Annotated in this window: 27 protein-coding genes; 12 read left to right on the plus strand and 15 right to left on the minus strand. The window is 63.5% G+C overall.

Going from position 1 to position 26235, the window contains the following annotated elements:
• Nucleotides 1-193: 193 nt before the first annotated feature.
• From J4F42_11905 to J4F42_11920, 4 genes are all read right to left on the minus strand, one after another.
• Nucleotides 194-1711, minus strand: coding sequence for a type I restriction-modification system subunit M (locus J4F42_11905; protein MCE2486211.1), 1518 nt, complete (start codon nucleotides 1709-1711; stop codon nucleotides 194-196).
• Nucleotides 1708-2313, minus strand: coding sequence for a hypothetical protein (locus tag J4F42_11910; GenBank protein MCE2486212.1), 606 nt, complete (start codon nucleotides 2311-2313; stop codon nucleotides 1708-1710). The genes J4F42_11905 and J4F42_11910 overlap by 4 nt, the downstream gene beginning before the upstream one ends.
• A gap of 155 nt (nucleotides 2314-2468) precedes the next feature.
• Nucleotides 2469-2855 (minus strand): type II toxin-antitoxin system VapC family toxin, encoded by a 387-nt coding sequence (locus J4F42_11915; protein ID MCE2486213.1) that lies wholly within the window; start codon nucleotides 2853-2855, stop codon nucleotides 2469-2471.
• Between the two features lie 5 nt (nucleotides 2856-2860).
• Nucleotides 2861-3094 carry a type II toxin-antitoxin system Phd/YefM family antitoxin gene (locus tag J4F42_11920; protein MCE2486214.1) on the minus strand — a complete coding sequence of 78 codons (234 nt, stop codon included), beginning with the start codon at nucleotides 3092-3094 and terminating at the stop codon, nucleotides 2861-2863.
• A gap of 173 nt (nucleotides 3095-3267) precedes the next feature.
• Between J4F42_11920 and J4F42_11925 the strand changes: the two genes are divergently transcribed.
• The 5 genes from J4F42_11925 (at nucleotide 3268) to J4F42_11945 (ending at nucleotide 7551) form a co-directional block, all read left to right on the plus strand.
• The gene (locus J4F42_11925; GenBank protein MCE2486215.1) at nucleotides 3268-4554 is read left to right on the plus strand and encodes a Rieske 2Fe-2S domain-containing protein; all 1287 of its coding nucleotides are present in this window, start codon (nucleotides 3268-3270) and stop codon (nucleotides 4552-4554) included.
• 6 nt (nucleotides 4555-4560) lie between these two features.
• Entirely contained in the window at nucleotides 4561-5052 is a 492-nt protein-coding gene (locus J4F42_11930) for a hypothetical protein (GenBank protein ID MCE2486216.1), read from the plus strand.
• A gap of 19 nt (nucleotides 5053-5071) precedes the next feature.
• The gene (locus J4F42_11935; GenBank protein MCE2486217.1) at nucleotides 5072-5968 is read left to right on the plus strand and encodes a TIGR03619 family F420-dependent LLM class oxidoreductase; all 897 of its coding nucleotides are present in this window, start codon (nucleotides 5072-5074) and stop codon (nucleotides 5966-5968) included.
• Between the two features lie 5 nt (nucleotides 5969-5973).
• Nucleotides 5974-6858, plus strand: a complete 885-nt coding sequence (locus tag J4F42_11940; protein ID MCE2486218.1) for an SDR family oxidoreductase — start codon at nucleotides 5974-5976, stop codon at nucleotides 6856-6858.
• A gap of 63 nt (nucleotides 6859-6921) precedes the next feature.
• Nucleotides 6922-7551 carry a Uma2 family endonuclease gene (locus J4F42_11945; GenBank protein ID MCE2486219.1) on the plus strand — a complete coding sequence of 210 codons (630 nt, stop codon included), beginning with the start codon at nucleotides 6922-6924 and terminating at the stop codon, nucleotides 7549-7551.
• Between the two features lie 44 nt (nucleotides 7552-7595).
• On the opposite strand, the gene J4F42_11950 is transcribed toward J4F42_11945, so the two are convergent.
• Nucleotides 7596-8918 (minus strand): MFS transporter, encoded by a 1323-nt coding sequence (locus tag J4F42_11950; GenBank protein MCE2486220.1) that lies wholly within the window; start codon nucleotides 8916-8918, stop codon nucleotides 7596-7598.
• 160 nt (nucleotides 8919-9078) lie between these two features.
• Between J4F42_11950 and J4F42_11955 the strand changes: the two genes are divergently transcribed.
• Together J4F42_11955 and J4F42_11960 are read left to right on the plus strand one after the other, a co-directional pair.
• A complete protein-coding gene (locus tag J4F42_11955; protein ID MCE2486221.1) occupies nucleotides 9079-9366 on the plus strand; it encodes a DUF1330 domain-containing protein in 288 nt (95 codons plus the stop codon).
• A gap of 102 nt (nucleotides 9367-9468) precedes the next feature.
• Nucleotides 9469-10779 carry an outer membrane lipoprotein-sorting protein gene (locus J4F42_11960; GenBank protein MCE2486222.1) on the plus strand — a complete coding sequence of 437 codons (1311 nt, stop codon included), beginning with the start codon at nucleotides 9469-9471 and terminating at the stop codon, nucleotides 10777-10779.
• Nucleotides 10780-10868: 89 nt separating this feature from the next.
• On the opposite strand, the gene J4F42_11965 is transcribed toward J4F42_11960, so the two are convergent.
• From J4F42_11965 to J4F42_12005, 9 genes are all read right to left on the minus strand, one after another.
• The gene (locus J4F42_11965; GenBank protein MCE2486223.1) at nucleotides 10869-11237 is read right to left on the minus strand and encodes a hypothetical protein; all 369 of its coding nucleotides are present in this window, start codon (nucleotides 11235-11237) and stop codon (nucleotides 10869-10871) included.
• A 447-nt stretch (nucleotides 11238-11684) separates the two neighbouring features.
• Nucleotides 11685-12308 (minus strand): hypothetical protein, encoded by a 624-nt coding sequence (locus J4F42_11970; GenBank protein MCE2486224.1) that lies wholly within the window; start codon nucleotides 12306-12308, stop codon nucleotides 11685-11687.
• The gene (locus J4F42_11975) at nucleotides 12298-12579 is read right to left on the minus strand and encodes a DUF2442 domain-containing protein (protein ID MCE2486225.1); all 282 of its coding nucleotides are present in this window, start codon (nucleotides 12577-12579) and stop codon (nucleotides 12298-12300) included. The genes J4F42_11970 and J4F42_11975 overlap by 11 nt, the downstream gene beginning before the upstream one ends.
• A gap of 5 nt (nucleotides 12580-12584) precedes the next feature.
• A complete protein-coding gene (locus tag J4F42_11980; protein ID MCE2486226.1) occupies nucleotides 12585-14810 on the minus strand; it encodes a DUF3604 domain-containing protein in 2226 nt (741 codons plus the stop codon).
• A gap of 24 nt (nucleotides 14811-14834) precedes the next feature.
• A complete protein-coding gene (locus J4F42_11985; protein MCE2486227.1) occupies nucleotides 14835-15272 on the minus strand; it encodes a heme-binding protein in 438 nt (145 codons plus the stop codon).
• Between the two features lie 16 nt (nucleotides 15273-15288).
• Nucleotides 15289-16497 (minus strand): HupE/UreJ family protein, encoded by a 1209-nt coding sequence (locus tag J4F42_11990; protein ID MCE2486228.1) that lies wholly within the window; start codon nucleotides 16495-16497, stop codon nucleotides 15289-15291.
• The gene (locus J4F42_11995) at nucleotides 16494-17072 is read right to left on the minus strand and encodes a SurA N-terminal domain-containing protein (GenBank protein MCE2486229.1); all 579 of its coding nucleotides are present in this window, start codon (nucleotides 17070-17072) and stop codon (nucleotides 16494-16496) included. The genes J4F42_11990 and J4F42_11995 overlap by 4 nt, the downstream gene beginning before the upstream one ends.
• Before the next feature lie 124 nt (nucleotides 17073-17196).
• Nucleotides 17197-18105, minus strand: coding sequence for a peptidyl-prolyl cis-trans isomerase (locus J4F42_12000; protein ID MCE2486230.1), 909 nt, complete (start codon nucleotides 18103-18105; stop codon nucleotides 17197-17199).
• Nucleotides 18106-18146: 41 nt separating this feature from the next.
• Nucleotides 18147-19628, minus strand: coding sequence for an amidohydrolase family protein (locus tag J4F42_12005; protein ID MCE2486231.1), 1482 nt, complete (start codon nucleotides 19626-19628; stop codon nucleotides 18147-18149).
• A gap of 511 nt (nucleotides 19629-20139) precedes the next feature.
• On the opposite strand from J4F42_12005, the gene J4F42_12010 reads away from it, so the two are divergent.
• Complete coding sequence (locus J4F42_12010) at nucleotides 20140-20520, plus strand: cupin domain-containing protein (protein MCE2486232.1); 381 nt, start codon at nucleotides 20140-20142, stop codon at nucleotides 20518-20520.
• 138 nt (nucleotides 20521-20658) lie between these two features.
• On the opposite strand, the gene J4F42_12015 is transcribed toward J4F42_12010, so the two are convergent.
• Nucleotides 20659-21363: a type II toxin-antitoxin system prevent-host-death family antitoxin gene (locus J4F42_12015; protein ID MCE2486233.1), complete on the minus strand. Its 705-nt coding sequence runs from the start codon at nucleotides 21361-21363 to the stop codon at nucleotides 20659-20661.
• 210 nt (nucleotides 21364-21573) lie between these two features.
• Between J4F42_12015 and J4F42_12020 the strand changes: the two genes are divergently transcribed.
• The 4 genes from J4F42_12020 to J4F42_12035 form a co-directional block, all read left to right on the plus strand.
• Nucleotides 21574-22869: an LLM class flavin-dependent oxidoreductase gene (locus J4F42_12020; protein MCE2486234.1), complete on the plus strand. Its 1296-nt coding sequence runs from the start codon at nucleotides 21574-21576 to the stop codon at nucleotides 22867-22869.
• 14 nt (nucleotides 22870-22883) lie between these two features.
• Nucleotides 22884-23477 (plus strand): hypothetical protein, encoded by a 594-nt coding sequence (locus tag J4F42_12025; protein ID MCE2486235.1) that lies wholly within the window; start codon nucleotides 22884-22886, stop codon nucleotides 23475-23477.
• Nucleotides 23478-23644: 167 nt separating this feature from the next.
• Nucleotides 23645-24901: a CoA transferase gene (locus J4F42_12030; protein MCE2486236.1), complete on the plus strand. Its 1257-nt coding sequence runs from the start codon at nucleotides 23645-23647 to the stop codon at nucleotides 24899-24901.
• A gap of 43 nt (nucleotides 24902-24944) precedes the next feature.
• Nucleotides 24945-26235, plus strand: a 1291-nt coding sequence (locus J4F42_12035) for a carotenoid oxygenase family protein (protein ID MCE2486237.1), incomplete at its 3' end; no start/stop codon positions are given.

Consider the following 26235-nt stretch of genomic DNA (forward strand, 5'->3'; position numbering starts at 1 on the left):
CCCGCCCGCCGGGATATTCCCGCCGACGTAGCCCGTCGCTCCACTGGCTGGCTCACCTTTCACCCCTGGCCGGGGAACTCCGGCAGGTTTTCGACCCAAGCCCCTGATTTTCCACGCTTCTTTTTTGAGGGGGGGGGTGTCTAGGGTGCTAACAGCAGCAAGCACGGACATTGCGCTCCACCTCCATCCGCCCTCAGATCTCAAGCCCCAGCTCCTTGAGATAACCCCTCATACGCCCGCGCACTTCGGCCAACTCGGCCTCAATCTGGTCGATCTCGTGTTGCAGGGCGGCAACGTCAATCTCTTCCTCGGGCTCGAAGGTGTCCACATAGCGGGGGATGTTGAGATTGAAGTCGTTCTCGGCAATCTCCTCGGGGCTGGCCCGGTGCGAGTACTTGTCTACGGCCGCGCGCGCCCTGAAGGTCTCGACCACCTTGGTGATATGCGCCGCGTCCATGACGTTCTGGGTCTTGCCGGGCGTAAACTCCTTGCTGGCGTCGATGAACAGCACGTCCCTGCGGGTCGCGTTCTGGCCGCCCTCCTCGCGCGAGCGGTCGAAGACCAGAACGGCGACCGGAATGCCGGTCGTGGTTAACAGGTTGGCCGGCAGGCCGACCACGGCGTCGAGCAGGTTTTCTTCGATAAGCGCCCGCCGGATGCGCCCCTCGGCGCCGCCCCGAAACAGCACGCCGTGGGGGACGATGACCGCCACCCGCCCGGTGTGGCGCCTGGCGACCTCGATCATGTGGGTGATGAAACCGTAGTCGCCCTTGGACTTGGGCGGCACGCCGCGCCAGAAGCGCGCGTACTGGTCCTTGGCCGCGTTTTCCGCGCCCCACTTGTCCAGCGAAAAGGGCGGGTTGGCGACCACGATGTCGAACTTCATCAGGTGGTCGCCCTCAATCAGGGCCGGGCTGTTCAGGGTGTCGCACCACTCGACGCGCGCAGCGTCCTTGGCGTGCAGAAACATGTTCATGCGCGCCAGCGCCCAGGTCGCGCCGTTCACCTCCTGGCCGTACAGGGCGTAGTTGTCCGAGCCGACCTGCTCGGCGGCGCGGATCAGCAGCGAACCCGAGCCGCAGGCCGGGTCGCAGATGGTGTCGCCGGATCGTGGCGCGGCCAGCCCGGCCAGCAGCCGGGAGACCGCCGCCGGCGTGTAGAACTCGCCGGCCTTCTTGCCGGCGTCCGAGGCAAAACGCGAGATAAGATAGATGTAGCACTCGCCGATGATGTCCTCGGACACCCGCGACGGGCGCAGGTCAAGGGCCGGCTTGGCGAAGTCTTCGAGCATATTCTTGAGCCGGCGGTTGCGGTCCTTGACCCGGCCGAGATTGGCCTCGGAGTTGAAGTCGATGTTACGGAACACGCCTTCGAGCTTGGCGCGGTTGGCGTCCTCAATCGTCTCAAGCGCGATATTGATGAGTTCGCCGAGATTGGCCTCGGTGCGCTGTTCGTACAGGTCATAGAAACTCGCCCCCTCGGGCAGGATGAAGCGCTCGCGTTCCAGCCGGCGGCGGATGCGCGCCCCGTCGTCTCCGTAGCGCGCGCGATAGGTTGCGATGTGGTCGTTCCACAGGTCCGAAATGTACTTCAGGAACAGCATCACCAGGATGTAGTCCTTGTACTGGCCGGCATCGACGACCCCTCGGAAGGTGTCGCAGGCGGCCCAGGCGGTCTGGTTGACCTGCTGCTGGGTAAGCTGGTCGGTCACGGAGCTGTCCTTTCCTGCCCGGTTCCGCAGTGGGCACGCCTGGCGCGGTTGCCGAGCAGCAGGCGGGTCAGCTGCCGGCGCTTGTTGGCCGCCAGGACCGCCAGGGCGCGTTCGCGCTCGGCCAGGGCGTCGAGGGCGACAATATTGCGCTGCGTCTCAAGGTCGGGCACGTCAATATCGAGGGTGTCAAGGCTGGTCCGGGGCACCATCCGCAGCTTCGTGCCCCGGGCGAAGCCGTCAAAATGGCGCTGGGCGGGCGGCTGATTTATCGCCCAGGCCAGATACTCGGGCAGGACGATGTCCGGCTTGGGGCGCAGCACGAAGAGCGGCAGCACGGCCAGGGCCGGCTGCCTGAACCGGGCGTCAAGGGCGACGGCCGTGTTCCGCTCGCCACGGGAGCGGAACACCACGTCACCGGCGCGCACGAAATACTTGGCCGGCAGGTCGCCGAGGCACATACGGCTCAAGCGCTCTGGATTGATGCTCCCGTCCGGCGCGATGTCGCCGAGCTGGATGGTGAGCACCCCCCCGCGTTCCGCAGTTTCCAGGCGGCGACGGACGGTGTAACCGGTACGGATGGTACTGATGTCTGGAAGACGCACTTCGTATTCCTCTGTTCTGAGGCTGTGTATCGAAGTGCGAGAGCGATGTCAAGATAAATAATCTGTAGATCATCCTACTGATTATTACAACGACCTTCACCGCGCCGAATCGCCCGCCGGTGTCCACGAACAGCATCACCGACGTGCCGATGGCATTACCAGATGCGGCGGACGCCATACCGGTCAAAGAGTGTCTCAATCGAAACCAAGCCGAGGTCAAGGGCCAAGGCTTGGGCGATCAACATGCGGTCGAAGGGATCGCGATGAGGACCTGGCAGCCGCCCGGCGCGTTCGCCGTCACGAACGGAGATGGCCAGTTCTTCGAAGCCCTGGTCCGCGATGCAGCCGGTAACGTCATGCGCCACGGCTTCGGCCTCTGGAAGCTTGCCGAGACGATGTTTGGTGGCAATTTCCCAAGCGGACGCCGCGCTGACAAGTATGACGTTCTCGTGATTAGCAATCGCGGCGTGGGCGGCTTCGGACAGGCGTTCATTTCCGGCCAGCCACCACAGAAAGGCGTGCGTATCGAGCAGGATGCGCACTGGAATTACGCCTCCCAGGCGTCCAACTCGTCGTCCGGGAGCGGCTCAAAGAACCGGTCGTCAATCGCAATGCGATCCTTCATGGCACCGAATCGCCGAACGCCTCGACGCCCCTCGTAGCTGACGAGCCGCGCAACCGGCTTCCCATTACGGGCAATAACAACCTCTTCGCCGGCCTCGACCCGTGCCAAGAGGCGCGAGAGCTGAGTCTTGGCTTGGTGGACGTTCACAGCGGACATTGGGAGACCTCCTCGAATCATTTCTTAGCTAAACATATGACTAATCTGCCAATCTGTGTCAAACCCGATTGCACGGGCGGGCTGGCCTTGTGTAGATACTTCTACCACCGAATATGCTAAGCTCCCGGCCACAAGCAGCCCCGAATTTGAGCCGCGCAGGAAGGAGACGCCGCATGCAGCAGGCCACGACCAACGGAACCCAGTTTGAGACCCCGGCCGAGATCAACGTTGAGACCCTGGTCCACGACGACAAGATCCACGCCTCGCTGTACACCGACCCGCACATCTTTGAGCAGGAACTCGAAAAAATCTTCTACCGGGTGTGGGTGTTTGTCGGCCACGACAGCGAGGTGCCCGAGCCGGGCGACTATGTGACCCGCCAGATCGGTCGCCAACCCGTGCTCATGGTCCGCGACAAAGCTGGCGCGGTGTCAGTCTTTCTCAACCGCTGTGCCCACCGCGGCACCCTGGTCTGCCCGGCCGAGTCCGGCAATGCCCGGGCCTTCACCTGTCCCTACCACGGCTGGACGTATGACCTGAGCGGCCAGCTGACCGGGGTGCCCTTCCCCGGGGCCTACGGCCCGGACTTCAACAAAGGCGACCACCATCTGCCGCGGGTGGCGCGCTGCGACAGCTACCGGGGCTTTGTGTTCGCCAGCCTGAGTCCCGAGGGGCCGTCGCTGGCAGAACACCTAGGCATCGCCAGCCGGCTCATTGACCGCGCCTGCGACCTGTCGCCCGAGGGCGAACTCGACCTGAGCGCCGGCTGGGTCAAGCACCGCTACATGTCAAACTGGAAGATGATCCCCGAGAACGACACCGACGGCTATCACCTGGGCTTTGTCCACCGCTCGGTGCTCAAATCCGCCGGCTCGCAGTATCAGCTCTTTATTGGCGAGGAGAGCAATAACAAGGGCCTGCTGCGCGACTGGGGCAACGGCCATACCGAGATCGAATTTTCTACCGGCTACAAACAGCCGTTCGAGTGGTTCGGCGGCGCCCCGGACAAATACGCCGCCTACCTGGCCCAGCTGGAGCACAGCTGCGGCAAAGCCGAGGCCGACCGACGGGTGTTCGAGGGTCCGCCCCACGCCCTGATCTTCCCCAACCTGTTTCTGGCCGAGATGAACATCGCCCTGTTTTATCCGCTCGACGCCGAGGAATCGATCCAGTGGCATACGCCCATGTTCCTCAAGGGCGTGCCCGAGCTGAACACCCGGCTGCTGCGCCAGAGTGAGGCGGCCATGGGCCCGGCGTCCTTTCTGCTGCCCGAGGACATCACCATTGCCAGCCGCAACCAGGCCGGCCTGCACGCCCGGCAGCCCGAGTGGCTCGACCTCAGCCGTGGCCGCAACCGCGAATACGTCGATGAGCAGGGCCGCATCGTGGCCCATTTCACCGATGAGGTCACCAACCGCGCCTTCTGGAAACACTACCGTACGCTCATGGCCCAGGTCTGAACTCCCATGCTGTCAGACACCGAATATCGCGCGGTTGAGGCCTTCCTGTACACAGAAGCGCGGCTGGCCGATGAGGCGCGCTACGCCGAGTGGGAAGCCCTGTGGGAAGACGACGCCATCTACTGGGTGCCGGCCCATCCCAGCGGCGACACCGACCCCAGGCGTCAGATGTCGCACATCTACGACAACCGCTCGCGGATTGCGACGCGCATCAAGCTGCTGCAGAGCGGCTACCGCTACAGCCAGGAGCCGGCCTCGTTCATGCGCCGGTTGATCTCGAATATCGAAATAGAGAAAACCGACGCCGGCGAGTTTGTCGTCGGCTCAAACTTTCTGTTACTCGAGCTGTCCGTCCAGGCCCGGCACGATCTGCGCCAGTGGGGCGGCCGGACGATCCATAAGCTGCGCTGGGTTGACGGCCAGCTGAAGATGTTCTGGAAGCAGGTGCTGCTGGTCAACGCGGCAGAACCCCTGCCCAATCTGACCTTTTTGATCTAACCCATCAAAAGGAGGAGCCATGAAATTCGGAACCATCCTGCCCCATATCGGTCCCCTGGCAGCCGGTCCCGACGCGCTCGACAGCCTGCTCAGCGTGGCCCAGCAGGCCGAAGCGCTGGGATTTGACTCCCTGTGGGTCGGCGATCACGTTGTCCTGCCGACCGCGATCAAACCCCGCTATCCGTACAACGACACCGGCGAGTTTCCCCTGCCGGCCGAGGCCGCCCTGCTCGAACCGCTGACCGTGCTGGGCTTTCTGACCGGCGTCACCCGGCGGGTGCGGCTCGGCCCGTCGGTCCTGGTCCTGCCCCACCGCAACCCCATCCTCACCGCCAAGATGTTTGCCAGCCTCGACGTGCTGTCGCGGGGCCGGATCATTTTCGGGGCCGGCATCGGCTGGATGGAGGAGGAAATCAGCCTGCTGGGGGCGCCGTTCAAGCGCCGTGGCGCGCTGAGCGACGAATACCTGCGGGCCATGCGCGAGCTGTGGACCAGCCCCGATCCGCAGTTCGAGGGGGAGTTCTGCCGGTTCAGCGGTATCAAGTGCGAACCCAAACCGCTCCAGAACCCGCTGCCGATCTGGATTGGCGGACACTCGGCCCGGGCCATGCGGCGTATCGTCGAGTTTGGCGACGGCTGGATTGCGGTGCCCAAGAGCCTGACCGTGTTTCAGGACGGCATGGCCCTGCTGCGCGAGGCTGCGGACCGGGGCGGCCGCGACCTGAACGCCATTGAAATCATGATCGGGCTGTTGCGGACGACATCGGTTGACGAGTTCATCGAGGCGATGAAGCCCTACCAGGATTTGGGCTACGAGTCCTTCATGGTGCCCCTGCCCTTCTGGGGCACCGATCTCCAGTCGGTGCTCGGTCAGATGGACGACTTTGCCGACAAGGTCGGCATGCAGCCGGTCTGACAGTGATGGACACCGGCGACGGCTTACGCACATTTGAGGCTGCGGTCGCTATTGTAACCGGCGCGGCTTCGGGCATTGGCCGAGCCTTGGCCGAAGAGCTGGCCCGGCGCGGCGCGCAGGTGATCCTGGCCGACCGCCAGATCGAGCTGGCCCGGGACGTTGCCGCCGGCATCACCGCCCGGCAGGGCAGCGCCCAGGCGGTCGAGGTCGACGTGACCGACTTCCCGGCGGTCGAGCGGCTGGTCGGGGAGACGGTGCACACCCACGGCCGTCTGGACTACCTGTTCAACAACGCCGGGCTGGCCGTCGGCGGCGAGGCAGGCCTGTACCAGCATGAAGACTGGCAGCTGGTGCTTGCGGTCAACCTGCACGGGGTGGTCAACGGTGTGCAGGCTGCCTACCCGGTGATGCGCACCCAGGGCTACGGCCATATCGTGAATACCGCCTCCATGGCCGGCCTGTGTCCGGCGCCGATGGCCGTCAGCTACGCCGCCACCAAGCACGCCGTCGTCGGTCTGTCGACCTCGTTGCGCATCGAAGCCGCCGAGGCCGGGCTGCGGGTGAGCGTCCTATGTCCGGGCTTCATCCGCACCCCGATTCTGCACGGGGGCGGCAAATACGGCAAAGACCTGAGGCATCTCTCGCCCGAGCAACAAGACCGGCTGGTCGAGCGTTCCAGACCCATGGACCCGGCCGCCTTTGCCCAACGGGCGCTGAACGCGGTGGCCCGCAACCGGGCCATCATCATCGTCCCGGGCGGCTGGAAGCTGCTGTGGTGGCTCAACCGCCTGTCGCCCACGTTTGTGCTGTGGCTGACCCGGCGGCTATACCGCTCGCTGAAGCGGCAGCTGGCCGACACGGATTCTCCCACGTTATCAGAAGGGGGATAGATGCCATCAGGCGAATGCAGCGGAGCGACGAAGCTCCAGTCCAAGGCTTGAGGAGGAACGCGCATGGCAGTCACCCCGTCCCCTCCCACTCCTCCCGCCACACCACCGGCAAGCCCGCAGGCCGATATTGGTATGATCTGGCGCCTCCATGTGGATCAGTACCACGCCATGATCCAGGCTGGCATTCTGACCACGGATGATCCAGTCGAGCTGTTGGAAGGATGGCTTGTCACCAAAATGCCCAAGAACCCGCGCCACCGCGTTGTGACCCAGTTGACCCGTGAAGCCCTGGCTCAGCTTCTGCCCCCGGCTTGGTATGCCGATGCTCAGGAACCCATCACCACTGCCGACAGCGAACCGGAGCCGGATGTTGTCGTTGTGCGGGGAGAACGACGCCACTACCTGGACCGCCACCCAGGCCCGTCAGACCTCGCTCTCGTCATTGAAGTCGCGGATTCTTCTCCGCAACGTGACCGCATCCTCAAGAAACGCCTGTACGCTGCCGCCGCAATTGCCGAGTATTGGATTATCAACCTGATCGACAATCAGATCGAAGTCCATACCGAGCCATCAGCCTCAGGCGCGCAGCCGGACTACCAGCAATCGCGTATCTACACCGTGGCAGACACGCTTCCGGTGGTACTCGAAGGGCGTGAGGTCGGCCGGCTGGCCGTGCAAGACGCTTTGCCCTAGCCCTCAGCCCGGATTCCGTTCCTACTCCAGCCAGGCGGCCTCGCTCAGTCGCCCGCCGCCACGTCCTGAGCCCGGGCCAGGTCGGCCCGCAGCGTCCGGCCGGCCATGAAGTAATGAAACGCGGCCCAGATGTTGATCAGCGACACCCCCAGCAGGGCGTAGCGCAGGGACTCGTCGCCGTAGTCGGGCCGCAGCAGGTCGCTGACCACGCCGATGGTTTGCGGCCCGAAGCCCAGGCCGATGATATTCAGGATAAACAGCAGCAGGGCTGAGGCAACCGACCGCATGCGGACCTGGACCAGACCCTGATTCATGGCAAAGCTGGGGCCGATAAACACCCCGCCGACAAAGGCCGGCACAATAAAGGCGACGAGCGCCAGGCGGGTATCCGACGCCAGGTACATGCTGAAGCCGAACGGCACCGCCACCAGGATGGCGATCCCGACCAGCCACACATTCCAGCGCACGTCACGCCTGGCCAGGCGGTCGGCCAGCAGCCCCCCGCTATACGTCCCCAGGCCGCCGATCAGCCCCAGAAACACGGCCAGCAGCGTGCCGATCGTCCCGCTCGTCAGCCCGTGCGAGCGGACCAGAAAAGCGGGCAGCCACAAGACCACCCCATAGCCGACAAAAGAGGTCAGGGTCACGCCCGTCAACAGGTGGCGCAGGGAGGGGGTCGAGAGCATGAAGCGGACCACCTCGCCCAGTCGCGGGGCGGTCTGCTGCCGAGGCCCCAGGCCCTCGGCATAGCCCCGGGGCGGCTCGCGCAGGCTCAAGCGGACGATGACCGCCAGCACCAGGCCCGGCGCGCCAACCACATAAAAGGCCATCCGCCAGCCGTACCACTGGTTGACCCAGCCGCCGACCAGAAAACCGACCAAAAGCCCCAGGTTGGCCCCAGCGGCAAACACCCCCATCGCCGTGCCCCGCTCGGCGGGCGGATACATATCGGCGATCATCGAGTGCGACGGCGGGCTCGACCCGGCCTCGCCCACCCCCACCCCGATCCGGGCCAGGGCCAGCTGCAAAAAATTCGCCGCCAGCCCGCACAAGACGGTCATTCCGCTCCAGGTGGCCAGGGCCAGGGCGATGATGTTGCGCCGGTTGCTGCGGTCGGCCCACATCGCAATCGGAATCCCCAGCGTGGCATAGAAGATGGCAAAGGCGATGCCGGACAGAAAGCCCAGCTGGGTGTCCGACAGCACCAGCTCGTGCTTGATCGGCTCCAACAGAATGGCCAGAATCTGGCGGTCGACATGGCTGGAGGCAAACACCAGCAGCAGGACGAGCAAGGCGTAGCGCCGGTAGGCGGGGGTGATGGCCGGTGCGCTTGCAGGCGTCGGCTCGGATATAGGCTGGAGGGCCATACGCGTTTCCAATCGACAGGAGTTTCCCGGACCGCCGGCTCGACACTCCCGCTTCCTGTAACCGAGACCACCCCAAAACGCCAGCCCGCAGCCGATTGCATTCGGACACCGGAGCACGCATATAGAGGAGACCGCTCAGACCCCACCAAGGAGGAAAGCGATGGCAGCCTACATCATTGTTGACGTGAAAGTGACCGACCCCAACACCTATCAGGGCTACACCAAGCTCGTCCCGGCCACGGTCGAAGCCTACGGCGGCAAATTCATTGTGCGCGGTGGCGCAGCCGAAAATCTGGAGGGCGACTGGCAGCCCAACCGGGTCGTGGTGCTGGAGTTTGAGAGCGTCGCACAGGCCAAGGCGTGGTGGAACTCCGACGAATACCGGGAACCCAAGGCTCTGCGCCAGAGCGCCTCCCAGGCCCAGATGATTGTCGTCGAGGGTGCCTGAGCCGCGCCGCGCATTGGCGGACGGCTCTCCAGACGCCGGCCAGGAATAATTTCGCCTCTCAGCAGTTTCTACTGAGGAGTAAGACGTGTGAGAGGAGAGGGTATGGCAAGCATCTGGTCGGGGCTGCTGATAGCGGGGCTGCTCTTCTGCGCCTCCCCCGCTTCCGCCGAGTTGCAAATCGGCGACACCTTGGACACCACGAACTGGCAGGAGGCCGAAGGCTTGATGCCGGAAGCCATTCTGCGCCGCTTTGCCTCGGGGCAGCATATCTCGACCCTCATCGAGATTCCCACCGGCGGGCTGGAGTGGGGCAGCCGTTTTCTGGAACTGACCGAGGCCAACGCCGGCAAGTATGCCATAAACGCCAAGGGGGTCATGGTCGAAACCGCAACCGGGACATGGCCGCGCTATACCGACGGCGGCTTCCCTTTCCCTGCAATCGACCCGAACGACCCGCATATCGCCAACAAGATCATGTACAACATGGCGCTGGCCGGCGGCCCGGTCGATGACGTCGATGTGTTCGTCAACCTGTTCTGGGTCAAAGAAGGCGGCCTCGACCGTTCCATCGATTTCAAGGGCCGGGTGATCACCTATGGGGCGCGCTGGAGCGGCCCCCGCGCCAACCCCGACGAGGTCGCGGCAAAAACCCTGCTGTACGGGGTCGCCCCATACGATGCGGTCGGCCTGGCCACGCTGAGCTGGGGCTACCTGGACCCCGAAAAATGGACCTCATTGTGGACGTTTGTGCCCGTTCTGCGTCGTGTGCGCCGGCTGGCCGCGTCGAATACCTCGGACGGCATATTCGGCTCACACTTCAGCCGCGACGACGGCGGCACCTTCTCGGGCAAAATCCAGTACTTTGACTGGAAGCTGATCGGCGAGCGGGAGGCCCTGGTGGCCTATACCCTGCCCACCCCGAAAGTCTGGAAACGCGAGGGCACGGCGTTTCGACTGGTGGCCAACGAGAGCGCGGCGGTCATGCCCTGGCCGGGCAAGAGCAAACTCTTCGATCAGACCGCCATCTCCTGGCAGGGCGCGGCTTGGTGGCCGACCAATCTGCACCTGACCAGGCGCCCGGTGTGGATTGTCGAGGCCACGGCCAAAGACCCCTACTACGCCTATGGGCGCCAGATCATATGGATCGATAAAGAACTCTTCCGGGGCTACTACAAGGAGATTTATGATCGCTCCGGCAAGTACTGGAAGACGATTCTGGTCAGCGGCGGCCAGGCCCTGAGCGAAGATCGAGAGTTCTCGACCCGGCAGGCGGACTATGGTTTAGCCCTTGACGAGCACTCGGCCACCGCCAACGTCGTCCTGCCCCTGCGCGAGGGCAACGATATTCGCGTCAATGTCGGCCTGCCGGAGACCGACTTCAGCTATCAATCCCTGTCGCGCCTGGGCAAGTAGGCAGCCGAAACTCCGAGAAATACCAGGAACCCAAGGCTCTGCGGCAGAGCACCGCGCAAGCCCAGATGATTGCGGTCGCGAGCGTGTAGTTATACGTGGTGCAGCCCAGGAGCGTCATCACTAATACGAGGCTGAGACCATACGGCCGTCATGACACCTTTGGGGCAACGGATCTCCGTGTCGAGATACCACCACCAATGCAAGGGTGAGACCGATGCCCGTTTACGCATAGCTGCCAGACTGGCAACTTGGGCAACGCTGGCATAGAATCGCCCCGTCTGTCTGAGGAACACAGCATCTGCTTCCTCCAGCCGTTTGCGGTCATGATCGCTCAGCTTGCCCTCCCAAGGTGCCAGCGCGCTGCGGACATCAAGGAGTTCCAACACCTCAAAGCCACTGACTTCGGGATACCGCACGCCCTGACAAAACACCGTCAGCAGGTGTTCCTGCTCATTCATGCGAACACCTCTCGAATCGTCCCCATAGCGACAAATCCCCGTCTCTGCAAATACTCTCCCATAGCATCGGGCGGAAAAGCAGTCTCGATCACTCCCGTCCTTGTCGCAATAAGCAACCATTCTTGACTGCCAATGCGCCCGCTTACAGCATAATATCGCTCAGAGCCGTGACGATACAGATACACCAGATTCGTTGCCTCTTTGACCAAGCTCTGGATCAATTCATTGTACTCTCGAAGGGACGCAGCTGCTCTCAGATGCCCCAGACTTTTTCTTTTCTCCAGATGAGACAACGCTTTCCCGGACTTCCACTGAACGCGCAGCCTCAGAGTCCTGAGGCTCGCTGCCGCTTCCTGCTTATAGCGTCGGGTATCGGCCTCCATCTGATACAATCTTCTCTGAGAATTCCTGTGCGAGGAGCCGTACTACACCCATGGACTACAGATGCTATGGCACTTTTACCATGAGATAGCGAAACTTTCGGAACTTTCCTTCTCCAAGGCTCGAGTAATCCCTCCAGACACAGTCATAGGAACCCCCTAGATGAATCGGCTCTTCCCCTACACTCCTCGGTCCTGGGCGAGTCGGGTCGGACCATTTCATATCACCCCCGATTTTCCTACCCTCATGAAGGCGAAACTCATCGTCCAAGGTAGTCCTCTGCGAGGGTTCCCAATAGGACGGATCATTCGTTAGTAAAACTGCGAATCCGGCCTTGGCTGTCTTATGGGTGACCACCTGTTCCAGCCTGCGGATATCCTCGATGAAGTGGTATCGGCCGCCACCTTGCGCTACTTGATTACGGAGATCGAAAGACTCGCCTGCCTTTTTTAAGAGCAGTCTTTGGGTTCGGTATTTCAGCTCAATTGCGACTCTACTCCTTGGAAGCCGAAGCCAGATGTCCAGGTGCATCCTTTCAGGCAGAGAAGGCTTGAACTCCAGACGAACCTGACAATCTGGCAGCGCCTCGTGAATATGCCACGCGAGGGCATGTTGAAAGTCTGCTTCCGAATGAAAGATCGGGCGGTCCAGGGCCAAATCCTTCATAAGACCAATGATGTCAAGCGGCATCGTTCCTCCTCGGTTCTAAGTCTATGACAGTGTTTGTCGCGGTCGCATAGAGAACATCAAGGTCGAGATCGGCACCGTTCGGCCATTCGATCGTTCCGAGCTCAGCATTGACACGGAGCTGCCTGAAATAGGCTTCATCCCGCAGCGGTTCAAAAACGCCCGTGAACTCGATGAGTTGTCGAACTGCCACAGTCCCTTCGGCACCATCTTCAAATGCGAGCCTGAGCCGATATCCGGTCAGCGGTTCTGCCGACACGATATCCTTCAACATGGCGTTTACCCTTGGAAATCGACAAAAATCGGCGACGACCAGGCGCGCGACTCGTGCTCGGCCAGACAGTCGTCGTCGGCCGGCGTCCGGTAGTCGCCGAAACACAGCTTGACCTCGACACAGTTGCCGTTCTCATCGTACTCGCAGCCCAGCGGGTCGGCATGGATCGCCGGACTCGGCTCCTGTATCGCCCGGACATAGTAGACCGCGTCACGCCCCAGACCGGCAAAGTCCGGGTCGTCAAACTCCACCACACAGCCGTTCGGGTCGGGCCGACAGGTAAAACGCTGCCACGGATCGTCGATCAGGCTGGCCATCGGCTCGTCCGGCGCAATCTGAGGCCGAATGCGTACAACCTCAATCCGGGTAATCAGCCGGCGCTCGTCGGACGGGTTATAGCACTCTCCCCGACACACGTGCTCAAGCCGCTCGGGCGACAGGGCGCTGAGGCTGTAGTCGGGACAACCGGGCTGTTGTTTCTGGGCGCCAACCGCCCGGACCCGAAACCGCGGGCTGCCGTTCAGCCCGACGCTGCCGCCCATGGGAATGCGGGCGTTGGCCGGGGACTCCAGCAGATCGAACCACAACAGGATGCGCTCGCCGCTGGTGGCGTAGACTTCCTTGCTTTTGAGCGCCTGCCACACGGCCCGCCGGTCGCGGCCGGTCGCGTGGGCGGCAATCAGACCGCCGGTCAGAAAAAAGCTCGATTGACGCTCAAGCTCAAGAAACTGAAATCCCTGCAGCTGGGTGGTCGCCGGGTCAAAGGGAACCGATTCCGGCCGCGCTTCCTGCTCGGGGGGAGCGAGGCGCCGCGCCCAGGTGGCATCCCGCGCGCCGCGCGCATCGCTCATCGAGCCGCGCTCGACCTCCTTGTAGCCGCTCCCCGGCCGGGCCGTGTGCGTATCGCTTGACGCCATGAAGCCGAACCGAAACCGTTGCGGCGCGCTCGGATCGTCAAAATTGGACAGGGCCAATAGATACTGGGCGGAACCGCCTGGACGGTAGTTGAACGACGGCAGGAAACAGTCCCGGCACTGGCCCGCGTCGAGCCAGTCCTCGGCCCGCGCGCCGGGCACGGTCCGAAAGCCCGACACCTGGGCGTCAAGATAGTGCTGGCGGGCGCGGGTCGCCCGGGCCTCACACTCCTCGGCGCCAAGCTCGGCCGCCAGACACCGCTGGCGAATAATCTCGCCCGCCCGCCAGCACGCGGGCAGATAGTCTTTGCTCGGCGGGGGACAGCTGGCCTGCCCGTCGGCGTCAATGTGGGCCGCCCGCCAGTCCCGGTATTCCTCGGAGTTGCCGTGGCCCGAGAAAACCTCCAGCAGGGTCTGTCTGTCCGGGTCGTGCAGGCCGGCCGTCAGCTGTTTGTCCCAGGTCGAGCCGGCCGGGGTATAAAATCCCCAGGTCGTGCCGTGCGGAATAACCAGGCTGTCGAAACCCCACTGGTCGAGCTTTTCAAACAGCTGGCGCGGGGTGGGTGCAAACTCGGTGCAGGCGGCGGGCAGCTCACGCACGTCAACCCCGTCCGGGCACAGCGGGGCAGCGCTGAGTTCTTCCAAAAAATGGGCGAAGTCAAAATACCGTTGTCGGTTGGGGAAATCCAACAGCCCGGTCGTGAACAGCCCACGCCGCGAACCCGAGCGCAGGATGCGCCCGACATTTCCCCGCGCGCCAATCGGCCGGGCCGGCACCTCGTCGTCCGCCAGGCCGGCAAAGATCACGTTTTTATGCCCGTAGTGGTCGTCGGGCGTCTGGCCGATCTGGGTCCACTCCCAGCCCAAGAAGGCTGCCACGTCGGGACTGGCCGGGTCGCCGGACACCGCATTGCACTGACGAATCGCGTCTTTGGTCTCGGCCCAGCGCTGGGGCGTCAGCCCTTCGGCGTGATCGGTAATCGCCCAGAAATCCAGGCCCGAACAGAAGCGGGCGAAATCGCACGCGTCAGCCGGCGGATGGGCGCCCTCGCCCTGGATCATGGGCAGGCTGATGAGAAACGCGTCGGTGGAAAACGTCGTATGCACGTGCAGGTCGCCGAACAGGATGTGTTTGGCCCCCGGCGCCGAGGCTGCGGCCTGAACGTCGGCCCGCCGGTTCAGCACCGCAGCCGGGATGGGGACCGGGCTGACCTCGCCCGGCCCCTCATGACGGCCGTACAGCCCCAGATACGCCCCGGCCAGATATCCGGCTCCAACAACGAGCAGCACACCACACACGAGCCCAAAGCGTTTCATCGCCGACCTCCATACTCCGCCGACCTAGGCGGCACCGGCATCGGCTCGCAGGCCCGCCGTCTCAATCCCGGCCACGGCGCAGGTCTCGTCAATATCCGAGGTGTCGCCCGATATGCCGACCGCTCCGATAATCGTGTTATCTTCAGCTCGAATCAGCACCCCGCCCGGCACTGGCACCAGCTTTCCTCCGGCCATCACGCTCAGGGCGTGAATAAACGCCGGGCGCTCTTCGGCCACCTTGCCCAGCACCCGCGACGAACGCCCCAGGCCCAGGGCGCCCCAGGCTTTGCCAATCGCAATATCGGTCCGCAGCAGACTGGTCTGATCCTCACGCTGGTAGGCTTTCAGCTGACCCGTCTCATCCAGTACGGCCACGGCCAGGGGGGCGGTGTTCAGCTCCCGGGCCTTTTTCAGGGCGGCCTCTACAATGGTGTTCGCCAGTGTCAAACCCAAGCTGCTCATACAATCCTCCAGTCCCTTATCCGAACGCACGCTCCACAAACCAGAACAGGCCCAGCCCACACAGCCCGGCCGACGCGGCATCAGTCGCCAGGCGGTAGTCCGTGGCGCCAACACCACGGACCAGGAGCTGCCCGCCCGCCCACACCAGTGCCACCACCCCGAGCTGGCCGAGTTCGACCCCGAGATTAAAACCAAACAGCGCCACCACCAGCCGCTCGGTCGGCAGGCCGAGGTCGAGCAAGACACTGGCAAAGCCAAAGCCATGAATCAAGCCGAACACCAGGGTCAGGACCGGCCGCAGGCGGGCCGCCCGCTCCCGGCTGGTGGCCAGGGCAAAATAACACACCGCAAACAGCCCCAGGCCCAGACTGCTCAGGACCGGCAGACCCAGCCCGGTCAGGCCGCGCAGCAGCCCGCAGCCGACAAGCCCCAGGCCGGCGACGAGCCCCAGCCGCCGCCCGGTTCCGCTCGTAATGCCGATGTTCTCGGCGGCCACCAGCGCGAGCGTGAATCCGATCAGCGCCTCAATGACCGGGACGTTCGGCTCAAGCACACCCAGCACAGCCAGACTGAGCGTCAGACTGTGCCCGAGGGTGAAGCCGCTGACCATGAACACGACCTCGCGGACGTGACGGCACAGCAGCAGCAGGGCCAGCACAAAGGCCAGGTGATCGACCCCGCTCATAATGTGCTCAAGGCCAAGCAGGACGTAGGCGCCAAAGGACGGTCCCGGTCGGGCGGCCTGCTCCGGCCCGTCCGGCACGATCACCTGTCGGCGGGCGCTGTCGGTAAACAGATACTCGACCGGCGGCCCGCCGCCTACACGTACCCGTGCATAGTGCAGGTGTGACGGGGCGACCTCAAAAAAGGCCGTGCTGGTCAGTGACAGCCGGGTATGGGCCGGACACGCAAAGCGCCACTCGACGCGCACATAGCCCGCCTGGGCTGCCCGCGCCCGGGGGCCCGCAGTTCGGCACGGCTCGTCCCCGGCTGTCAGCACCAGCCGAGAGTCCAGGTGGCGGACCAGGAGCGTATTCAGATCAAAGACCGCGTCTTCCAGCGCTCCGAGCCGGGTCGCTTCCAGGGCGCGGACGCTGAACGTTCCCCGCACCTGCCCATCCTGAATGTGCCACGACGAGAACGACTGGCTGCGGGTGTGGGCCGCAGCCTGGGTGTTCCACAGCAGCACGACCAGGCAGCACGACCAGGCCAAAACGCCCGTCATCGCTCCACCTCGGGCGCTCGCACAATCTCGGCCTCGGCGCGCAGCCAGGCCAGATACTGGCGCAGGGCCGTGTCTTTTGCCCGCTGGAGGTAGACCGCTTCGACCCGGCTGTGTATCTCCTCGAAGGCGGGCGGGCGGGTCTCCCCGATCTGCTCAAAGAGGGCCGTGTTGTCAGCATGGAAGGCCCGCAGCTCCTCCCGGCTCGGCCGCGCACTGGCGCTATCGGTTACAATCGCCGCCAGCATCGCCCGGGTAATCGTCTGACGAACGGCCCGGTCATGGTCAACCAGCCCCTCCGACACTGCGGCCTGGACCAGCAGTTCCTCTTCGATCAGCCGGTCCAGGACGTGGGTCCGGTCGGCCTCGGTCAGGGGGTTACGCTTATCGCCGGCCAGCATGGCCACCGCCCGCCGGTAGTCCTCGGTTCTGATCGGCGCGCCGTTGACCACGGCAACCGCATCGGCCGGCAGTCGGCCGGCCGGTCCTTTGCCGCCCAGCGCCGACAGGCTGCCCAGGCAGAGCCCGACCAGGCTGCCCAGCGCCAGCAGGATCACCGCCCGCCGGTCTGCGCTCATCGCCTAGCGCTCCCCATAATCGACATGAATCGGCGACGACCAGGCGCGCTGGCCGGCCAGCCAACCCAGCCAGATACCCAGACACACGGCCCAGTCCACCGGCGTGTTCTTTTTCATATGCCTCCTAGCGATCCGGCTGCGGCGCGTCCGCCGCCAGGACAAGCGTCGCCCGGCGGCGCAGGCGGTCCAGCACACGCTCAAGCGCCCGGTCGCGTTCCCGCCGGTAATACTCGGCCCGGACCTGGGCTTTCACTTCCGGGTAGGGACGCACCCGCTCGGCCCGGCGCTCGGCTACCCGCAGAATGTGATAGCCCAGGGGCGAGGCCAGCGGAGCGGAGACCTCCCCGGCTTTCATGCCCAGGGCTGCCCGGGTCAGGCTGGGTCCCAGATAGCGGTGCAAGACGTGGGCTGGCAGCAGGCTGTCGGGCAGTGGAGCGCCCGCCGGCTGGCCGAAACGCCGCCTCGCTTCGGCAAAGCTCATGCCGTCGCGCAGCGCGGCCGCTGCGGTCTGAGCCCGACCTGCGGCGAGAAACGTGAGCTGCTGGACCCGCAACCGGGCCGGCAGGCTGAAGACCGCCCGGTGGGTGGCGTAGAACGCCCGCAGTACGTCTTCGTTCGGTTCGCGCGCCAGCACCTGGGCCACGGTACGATCAATCATGGCCATGACCAGCGCTTTTCTGACCGTCTGGTCCGAGGCAACCAGACCCAGGCTTACGCCGCGCTGAATCAGCAGCTCCTGATCAATCAGCAGTTCCAGGGTCTGACGGCGCTGAGCCTGAGGCGCCGCCTGCGGGTCTGCGGTCCGGGCCAAAGAAGAAACGTGTCGTCCTTCCGCATCAGAACGGTTGACACGTTTCCTCTTCACGGCCAGGTCCAGCTGACGGCGGGTGATGTCCGTACCGTTCACACGGGCCACCACGTGGTCGGCGAAGTCGGCCGACGGGACGGCGAAGGCGCCCGCCGCAGCCAGCCCCAGGCCCAGCGCCGCGCCCAGCCCCAGCAGGCGGTCGCGATAACGGGACAGGGCTCTCATCCGTCCTCCGCAGCCCGCCCACGGCAGCGCCGCGAGCGCGGCTAGTGGGCGCCGTTGGCCAGGAGCTGATCGACTGCGTTTTCGACTACCGTGCCCTTGAAGAAGTCCGGGTTCATGCCCGTCCACAGCGTAGCCGGGTTGGCGAACACGAAGTCGCGGAAGTTGTCTTCGCTCAGTACCCCGTTTTCGACCAGTTCATAGGCCTCTTCCGTCACCTCGGTCATGTCGGGCACATCCCAGTGGCCGATATCCGAGCTGTAGACCGAGCGTACCTGCTGACCGAACGGGTTGGCCGTGGTGTTGAAGCCGGTGGCGTTCATCGGATCGTCGGCCTCGCAGCCGAAGTAGAAGTGGGGAATGAACAGGTCTTTGATGTCTTCGGCCTTTTCGATGCCGGTGCGGTGGAAGTCGTTGGTGATGTCCGGCGCCGCCTTGGTGTTGATGGTCACCCCGCCGGCGTTGCTCAGGTGCTGCAAACGCCCTTCGGTGACCTTCTCACCATATTTTTGACACAGGTCGAGCAGCAGCTCGGGGTTCAGATTGGCCGGATTGTAGTTCTCGATCGCCTCGGGGTTACGCTTATGCCAGCGGGCGATCAGGTCGGCGTACAGCCGCGCCCCGGTGCTCACCCCGCCTTCCAGAAAGGCAAACTTGAGGGTCGGAAAGCGCTGGGTCACGCCGCCGAAGAACAGGGCTTTGCACACCGCCTCACCCGCCTCGGCAAAATGGCCGATGTGGTTGTACATATACGTAGAGGTCGAGGTGCGGCTGCCCCAGCCCATGGCCGCCGAGTGAAAGGTCGGGGCGACCTTCAGCTCGACGCACCTGGCCCACACCGGGTCGTAATCGTAGTCGCTGTCCAGGCAGAAGGTGTCCAGCCAGTAGCTGTAGCGGGCGGCGTCCGGGGACAGCTGCTCCGCCGCCGGGATCGGACGCAATACATGGCCGGCCAGCATGACCGCCTTCATGCCCAGGGTGCCGACGGCATAGTCCAGCTCGGCCAGCGCCTCGTCCGGGGTGTGCATGGGAATGAGCGCGACCGGGATGAGGCGGTCGGCATAGTCCTTGAAGATATCGGCGTGGTAGGTGTTGAAGGCCCGACAGGCGGCCTGACGGATCTCCTGATCGTCGAGATGCGGGGCCAGGAGCCCGAAGGTCGGATACAGGATGGACACGTCGATCCCCATATCGTCCAGGCGTTCGTGGAGCAGTTTGGGCAGCATCGCGGTCGCCCGGTCGAGCGTGTTTCTGGCCGGCAGCGCCCACCACGGCGGGACGGTCAGGCGCTGGGCGTGGCGCTGGGCGGGCGGCAGCTTGTGCCAGTTCAGCATTCCGCCCAGCGAGGCGGTCAGTCCTGCGGTCCGCTTGGTCTTATAGCGCTCGACAATCCCCGGCCCACCGACTTCGCGCAGGGTGTCCATGACCGCAGGCTCAAACTCAACCGTGTGCCCGTCGGAGTCGATGACGGGATGGTTCAGACGAGCCCGGACTTGTTTGGATTTGGAAATCTGTACGGCAGCCATGCGCGTCCCTCCTTGGCTGAAATGGTTGATTCAGGCGACTGTAAACATACGTTGCGTTCACTAACCGGTCGGCTATAGTCCTGTCAAGGAAAGGGGAACGCCTATGAAGATCGAGGTCGGCGAGTCACTGGGCTATTCCTATCTGCGACACGTCAAGAAATGTTGGAGAACCTGTCTTGATTCCGTCTGACGCGCTTATTCTGCTCGATACGAATATCCTCGTGCATTTGATCCGAGGCAAGGCGACCACAATCTCCAGGATCAGACCGATAAGCCCCTAGAAGGCTGTCGGCTTACGCCTCCGGCTAACCCGACTACAGTTCTCGGTCAGATTTTCCCTTTTGACCGACAAATCCTGGAAATCCATACATCCCGGCAATCCAGGTTCAGACAATTGGCCCGCGCCGGTTTGGCCGTCAGGCTCCTCTCGACTATCCGTCTTGCCCGCGTTAAGCTTGTCGGCGAGTGAGGAAGCGGGCCGATTTTCGAGGGAGACAGGAGGGAGTTCGTCATGCCAGTTATTCAAAACGATACTGCTCAGAAGTTCGATCTGCCGGGTCTGGTCCATCAGACCGTTGCCGGTCCCGAGCACGGCATGAAAAGCCTGGAGCTGTGGAAACAAACGATTGCGCCAGGGGCTGGGACGCCGGTCCATCGCCATGACTGTGAAGAAGCCATCCTCGTCCTGAGTGGTTCAGGCCGGCTTACCATCGCCGGCCAGGATATGGATTTTGGTCCGAACTCGACGCTCCACATTCCGCCCGATGCGATTCATCAAATTGTGAATACGGGCACCCAGGACATGCATATTGTCGCCGCTCTGGGCCAAGCCCCGGTCCGGGTATGTACCGAGGACAATCAGGCCATGCCCCTGCCGTGGCAGGCGAAATAGCCTCGGGTCGGGATATTTCTGGTAACACCGCCCAGGGTCAGACCCTTGATGCGCTCGAAGCGGGCGAGCCGTCCGCACTCCCAGGCTACGGGCTGGTCATGCAGTCTAGTGGGGCATATACGCGGCTGAGGGTCGGGGCTAGGTGGCTTGCTCCTCAGTCTCGACATTGAGCGCCTGAAGACGCTCGGCCCCTGCCGCTTGCAGTAAGCGGACATCAGCAGCGGCGAAGAGGACCTCCTCCCCCAGCGCTCTCTTAAGCGTAAGAGCGGAAGCCAGATGAATAGCATCAAATCCCCTGAGAGGATGGTGACGGATGAGGTCTCTGGCCAGCTGGAGCGTTGCCTCACCTGTCTCGACCCGGATATAGGCCGACCATTCGCTCTCGAACTGCTGGCAGGCGCGGTCGTAGTGCATGGCCGAAAGCTGCTTGTCCCGCAATTTCCGAGTCAATCCCGAGTAGATCTCGACATAGGCGATTTTTGCCGTAGCGACCGCCCCCCCTTGATCAATAAGGCTGGCAACAAGAACCGACCCTTTTTCTTCGACAAAACGTTTGATTAAGGCGCTGGTGTCGAAATACGTCATCGGCGCTCTTCTAAGACGAGCTGTGAGACAGGAGTGCCTTTCGTTTTCGCTCGGCGTAGCCGAGAGAGAGGCTGGCGGGTCGGCAAGGTCACGACGCCCTGAGCGGCCAACTGGGCAAGGCGGGCCTCTTGACTCTGGATTTGCGTGGCAGACAATCGGTTTACCACGGTCGGTCACGACAATCTCCTCTCCCTGTTTTGTCAAACGCAAATAATAGGTGAGCCGGTTCTTGAGTTCCTTGATTCCCACACTGCCCATGCCATCCTCCTTGAAGTAGCTACTATAGCCACGAAAAAACAAAAGGAAAGGCTGGATCGTTCCAGCCGCCCTCCGGGCTGTTCATTCCGCGCCGATTTGCTACCCTGGCCCGCAGCTGTCATTCCGCAAACGCGAACGATGATATCTTCTTGACGGAGTGGTCATCATCGTTCACGTTGACCGACAGCAAAACTGCGGCTCGGCGCCTTCATGCGCCCGGTCAGCATTCATACCGCGGCTTGGCGCTATCCCGGCGCCTTCCCGGACGCCAACTTTAATTTCGGCCACTATCAGCGCTTTGTGCGCACCCTGGAGCGCGGCCGCTTCGACGCCTTTTTCATGGCCGACCACCTGGCGGTCATGAACATGCCGATGGCGGCGCTCAAGCGCAGCGCCACGGTCACCTCCTTCGATCCGCTGACCCTGCTGCCGGCCCTGGCCGTGGTGACCGAACACCTGGGGCTGATCGCCACCGCCTCCACGACCTATAACGATCCCTACCACGTAGCCCGCAAATTCGCCTCGCTCGACCACATCAGCGGCGGCCGGGCCGGCTGGAATGTGGTCACCTCGGCCAACCCCCAGGAGGCGCGCAACTTTGGCCGTGAGCAGCATCTGGAGCACGGCGAGCGCTACCGGCGGGCGCGCGAGTTCTTCGATGTGGTGACCGGCCTGTGGGACAGCTGGGCCGACGACGCCTTTATCCGTGATGTGGAGACGGGCGTCTATTTTGACCCGGATAAGATGCACGTGCTCGACCACACCGGCCCCCACCTGTCGGTGCGCGGGCCGCTCAACGTGGCCCGGCCGGTCCAGGGCTGGCCCGTCATCGTCCAGGCCGGCGCCTCCGAGGCCGGCCGTCAGCTGGCCGCCGAGACGGCCGAGGTGGTGTTCAGCAGCCCCAACACTCTTGAGGACGGCCAGCGCTACTACGCCGACGTCAAGGGCCGGATGGAAGCCTGCGGCCGGTCGCCCGACCAGCTCAAGATCCTGCCCGGGGCGTTTGTGGTGGTCGGCGACAGCAGGGCCGAGGCGCAGGCCAAAAAGACCACGCTGGACAGCCTGGTCCATCCCGATAGCGGGATTGCCACCCTGTCCGTCCTGCTCGGCCACGACGTGTCGGGCTTTGAGCTCGACGGTCCGCTGCCCGACATCCCGGACAGCAACGCCAGCAAAAGCGGCCGCCAGAAACTGGTCAGCATGGCCCGGCGGGACAATATGACCGTCCGTCAGCTGGCCCAGTACGTGGGCGGCAGCTTCAGCACCCTGGAGTTGATCGGCACCCCGCGCACGATTGCCGATCAGATGGAGGAGTGGCTGCTCGACAAAGGCTGTGACGGCTTCAACATCATGTTCCCGTATCTGCCCGGCGGACTCGACGACTTCGTCGACCGGGTGGTGCCCGAACTCCAGCGGCGCGAGCTGTTTCGACGCGAGTATGAGGGCCCGACGCTGCGCGACAACCTCGGTCTGGCGCGCCCCCGGAACCGCTTTTTCTGCGGCTAGACGAGCGAAAGGCCATGGACAGACTCGCGGGCCTCGACACCCTGGTCATCCAGCAGCGCAAAGAGTGGAGCGAAATCCTGGTCGGTTGGGAGGCAAAGAACACCTACGCCGTCCTCGACGAGACGGGTGAGGAGGTCTATGTGGCGGCCGAAACGGGCGGCTCGATGTTTTTTCGGCTGCTGCTTAAAGCCCTGCGTCCCTTTACCATCCATATCCTGGAGGCCGAGGGACGCTCGATTCTGCGCCTGGACAGACCCTTTCGGCTGTATTTTCACAGCCTCGAGGTACGCGACCCGGACGGCCGGCGGCTGGGCAGGGTAGACCGGCGCTTTTCTCTGCTGCGTCGGCGCTATACGGTGTCCGACGACACCGGCCAGGAACGCTTTCAGCTCTTTGGTCCGCTGTTCAAACCGTGGACGTTTCTGATCCGGGCCAGGGACGAGGAGATTGGCCGCATCACCAAGAAATGGTCCGGGATGCTCAAAGAGAGCCTGAGCGATGCGGATAATTTTTCCCTCAGCTTTCCGGCCGAACTCCAGCTCCAACACAAGAGCGTCCTGCTGGGCGCGGTGTTCTTGATCGACTTTGTCCATTTTGAGGGTCGATAGTGAAAATTTCTCTCAAGAATTTTCTTGATAAAAGCCGGAGTTTCGCCTATGTAGCCCAGACAAACTATTTTAGTAAGGGTACTTTGTGAGCGTTCAACTCGTTATTCTTGATCGAACGTTCTGGAAACGAATCTCGCCCATTCGGCTGCTTAGGCGAGGGAGGAGCCATGTCACACTCAGACAAGCCGTCGGTACTCGAAGGCGTCCGCGTATTGGATTTCGGCCAGTATATCGCCGCTCCGGTGGTAACCCGCATGATGGCGGACATGGGCGCCGAGATCATCAAGGTCGAACTCGCCCCGACCGGGGACAACTCGCGCTTTTACCCGTACTTCAGGGCCGGCCAGAGCGGGGGCTATATTCAGCACAACCGGGGCAAGCTCAGCCTGTGTCTGGATATCAAGAAGCCCGAGGGCGTCCGGATCGTCAAGGAGCTGGTGCCCAAGGTCGACGTGGTCATCGAAAACTTCAGCCCCGGCACCCTGGGCCGCTACGGCCTGGGCTATGACGACCTCAAAGCGCTGAATACGCGGCTGATCATGTGTTCCATCTCGGGCTTTGGCCAGGACGGCCCGCTGGCCCACAAACCCGGGGTCGATACCTTGGCCCAGGCCATGAGCGGGCTGCTGCACCTGACCGGCGACCCGGACAAGGCGCCGACCTATGTCGGGCTGTTCATTGCCGACGAAAACGCCGGCGTGCACGGCCTGGCCTCGGTGTGCGGCGCCCTGTACTACCGCGAGAAAACCGGTCGCGGCCAGTATATCGACCTGTCCCTGCTGGAGTGCCTGTTTCATCTGCACGACACGGCCGTGCAGTTCTACACCCTGAGCGACGGCAAGGAGAACCCGACCCGCTTTGGCTCGCACCACTACGCGGTCGCCCCGTGCGGTATCTTCAAGGCCAGCGACGGCTATGTCGTCATCGTCGTCCTGGAACACCAGTGGAAGACCTTTGTGAAAGCCGTGGGCAAACCCGAATGGCTGGACGACCCCCGCTTTGACACCAACCAGCACCGGGCCGAAAACCGCTTTGCCCTGGTCGAGTTGCTCGAACACTGGCTGCAATCCTTCCCGACCCGCGACGAGCCCTTGGCGATCCTGGACAAGGTGCGGATTCTGAGCGCCCCGGTCCTGGATATCGGCCAGATCATCAACCATCCGCACATGAAGGCCCGCGGCGCCATGCAAGAGGTGGCCCACCCCGGCATGGGTCCCATCGGCATTCCCAAGACGCCGATCCATTACTCCGACACCCGGGTCGAGATCCGGCGTCCGGCCCCATTGCTGGGCCAGCACAACGCGGATGTCCTGGAACGCTACCTGGGCTATTCGGCCCAACAGGTCACAGAACTGACCGACAGCGGCGTATTGGTCCAGGAGGCGCTGGTCGCCGAGATGCGCCAGCGCGGCGAGATTCCGTAAACCCCAAACCCGATGGAACCACTTGAGAGGAGGACTTTAACTCATGTCAGCACCCAATCCCTTTTTGGCGGACAACTTCGCCCCGGTCCGAGAAGAAACCCAGCTTGAAGACCTGCGCGTCATCGGCGAGCTGCCGCGCGACATGAACGGCATGTTCGTGCGCGTCGGCCCCAACCCCCAGTTCGAGCCGATCGGCACCTACCACTGGTTCGACGGCGACGGCATGCTGCACGGGGTGCGGGTCCAGGACGGCAAGGCCTCGTACCGCAACCGCTACGTCCAGACCAAAGGCTTTGAGATCGAGCGCCAGCGCGGCCGGGCTATCTGGTCGGGCCTGATGGAACCGCCGCAGTTCGACAACCCGGACGGCCCGTTCAAAAACGCGGCCAATACGGCCCTGGTGTGGCACGACGGGCGGCTGCTGGCGCTGTGGGAGGGCGGCGAGCCGCACCACATCCGTGTTCCCGGCCTGGAGACGGTCGGGCCCTACGACTATGGGAGCAAACTCACCAGCGCGTTTACCGCCCATCCCAAAGTCGACGCGGTAACGGGCGAGATGATGTTTTTTGGCTATGCGCCGATGCCGCCCTACCTCCAGTACAGCGTGGTGGCCGCCTCGGGCGAGCTGCTGCGGACCGTGCCGATTGATATCCCGGCCGGGGTGATGATCCACGACTGTGCGGTGACCGAACACTACACCCTGCTGCTCGACCTGCCGGTTACCTTCGACCTCCAGGCCATGACCAGCGGCGGACCGGTCCTGAACTGGAATCCCGACAACGGGGCGCGGATCGGGGTGATTCCCCGCCACGGCAGCAACGACGAGGTGCGCTGGTTCGAGATTCCGCCCTGCTATGTTTTTCATACCACCAACGCCTATGAGGCGGACGACGAGGTCGTCCTGATCGCCTGTCGGGTCAACTCGACCAGCGTCCTGATGGATGACGGCCAGTCGCCCCCAGCCGAACAGGAAGATCAAGCCCCCCGCCTCCACCGCTGGCGTTTCAACCTGAAGACCGGTGCGGTCAGCGAAGAAGGGCTGGACGACGTGCCGTCCGAGTTTCCCCGCATCAACGAATCCCTCACCGGGCGTCCCCACCGCTACAGCTATGCGGCGCGTGTCCCCACCGGCGTGACCATGCCGCTGTTTGACGGCTTCCAGAAATACGACCATCAGACCGGCCGAGTCGAGTCCCATCCCCACGGCCCCCAGCGCTACGGCGGCGAGGGCGTGTTCGTGCCGCGTGACGGGGCCAGCGCCGAAGACGACGGCTGGCTGGTGACCTATGTGTATGACCAGACCGAACGGGCCGCCGAGATGGTCGTGGTCAACG

It is taken from the genome of Desulfurellaceae bacterium (assembly GCA_021296095.1).
Lineage (GTDB): Bacteria > Desulfobacterota > Binatia > Bin18 > Bin18 > JAAXHF01.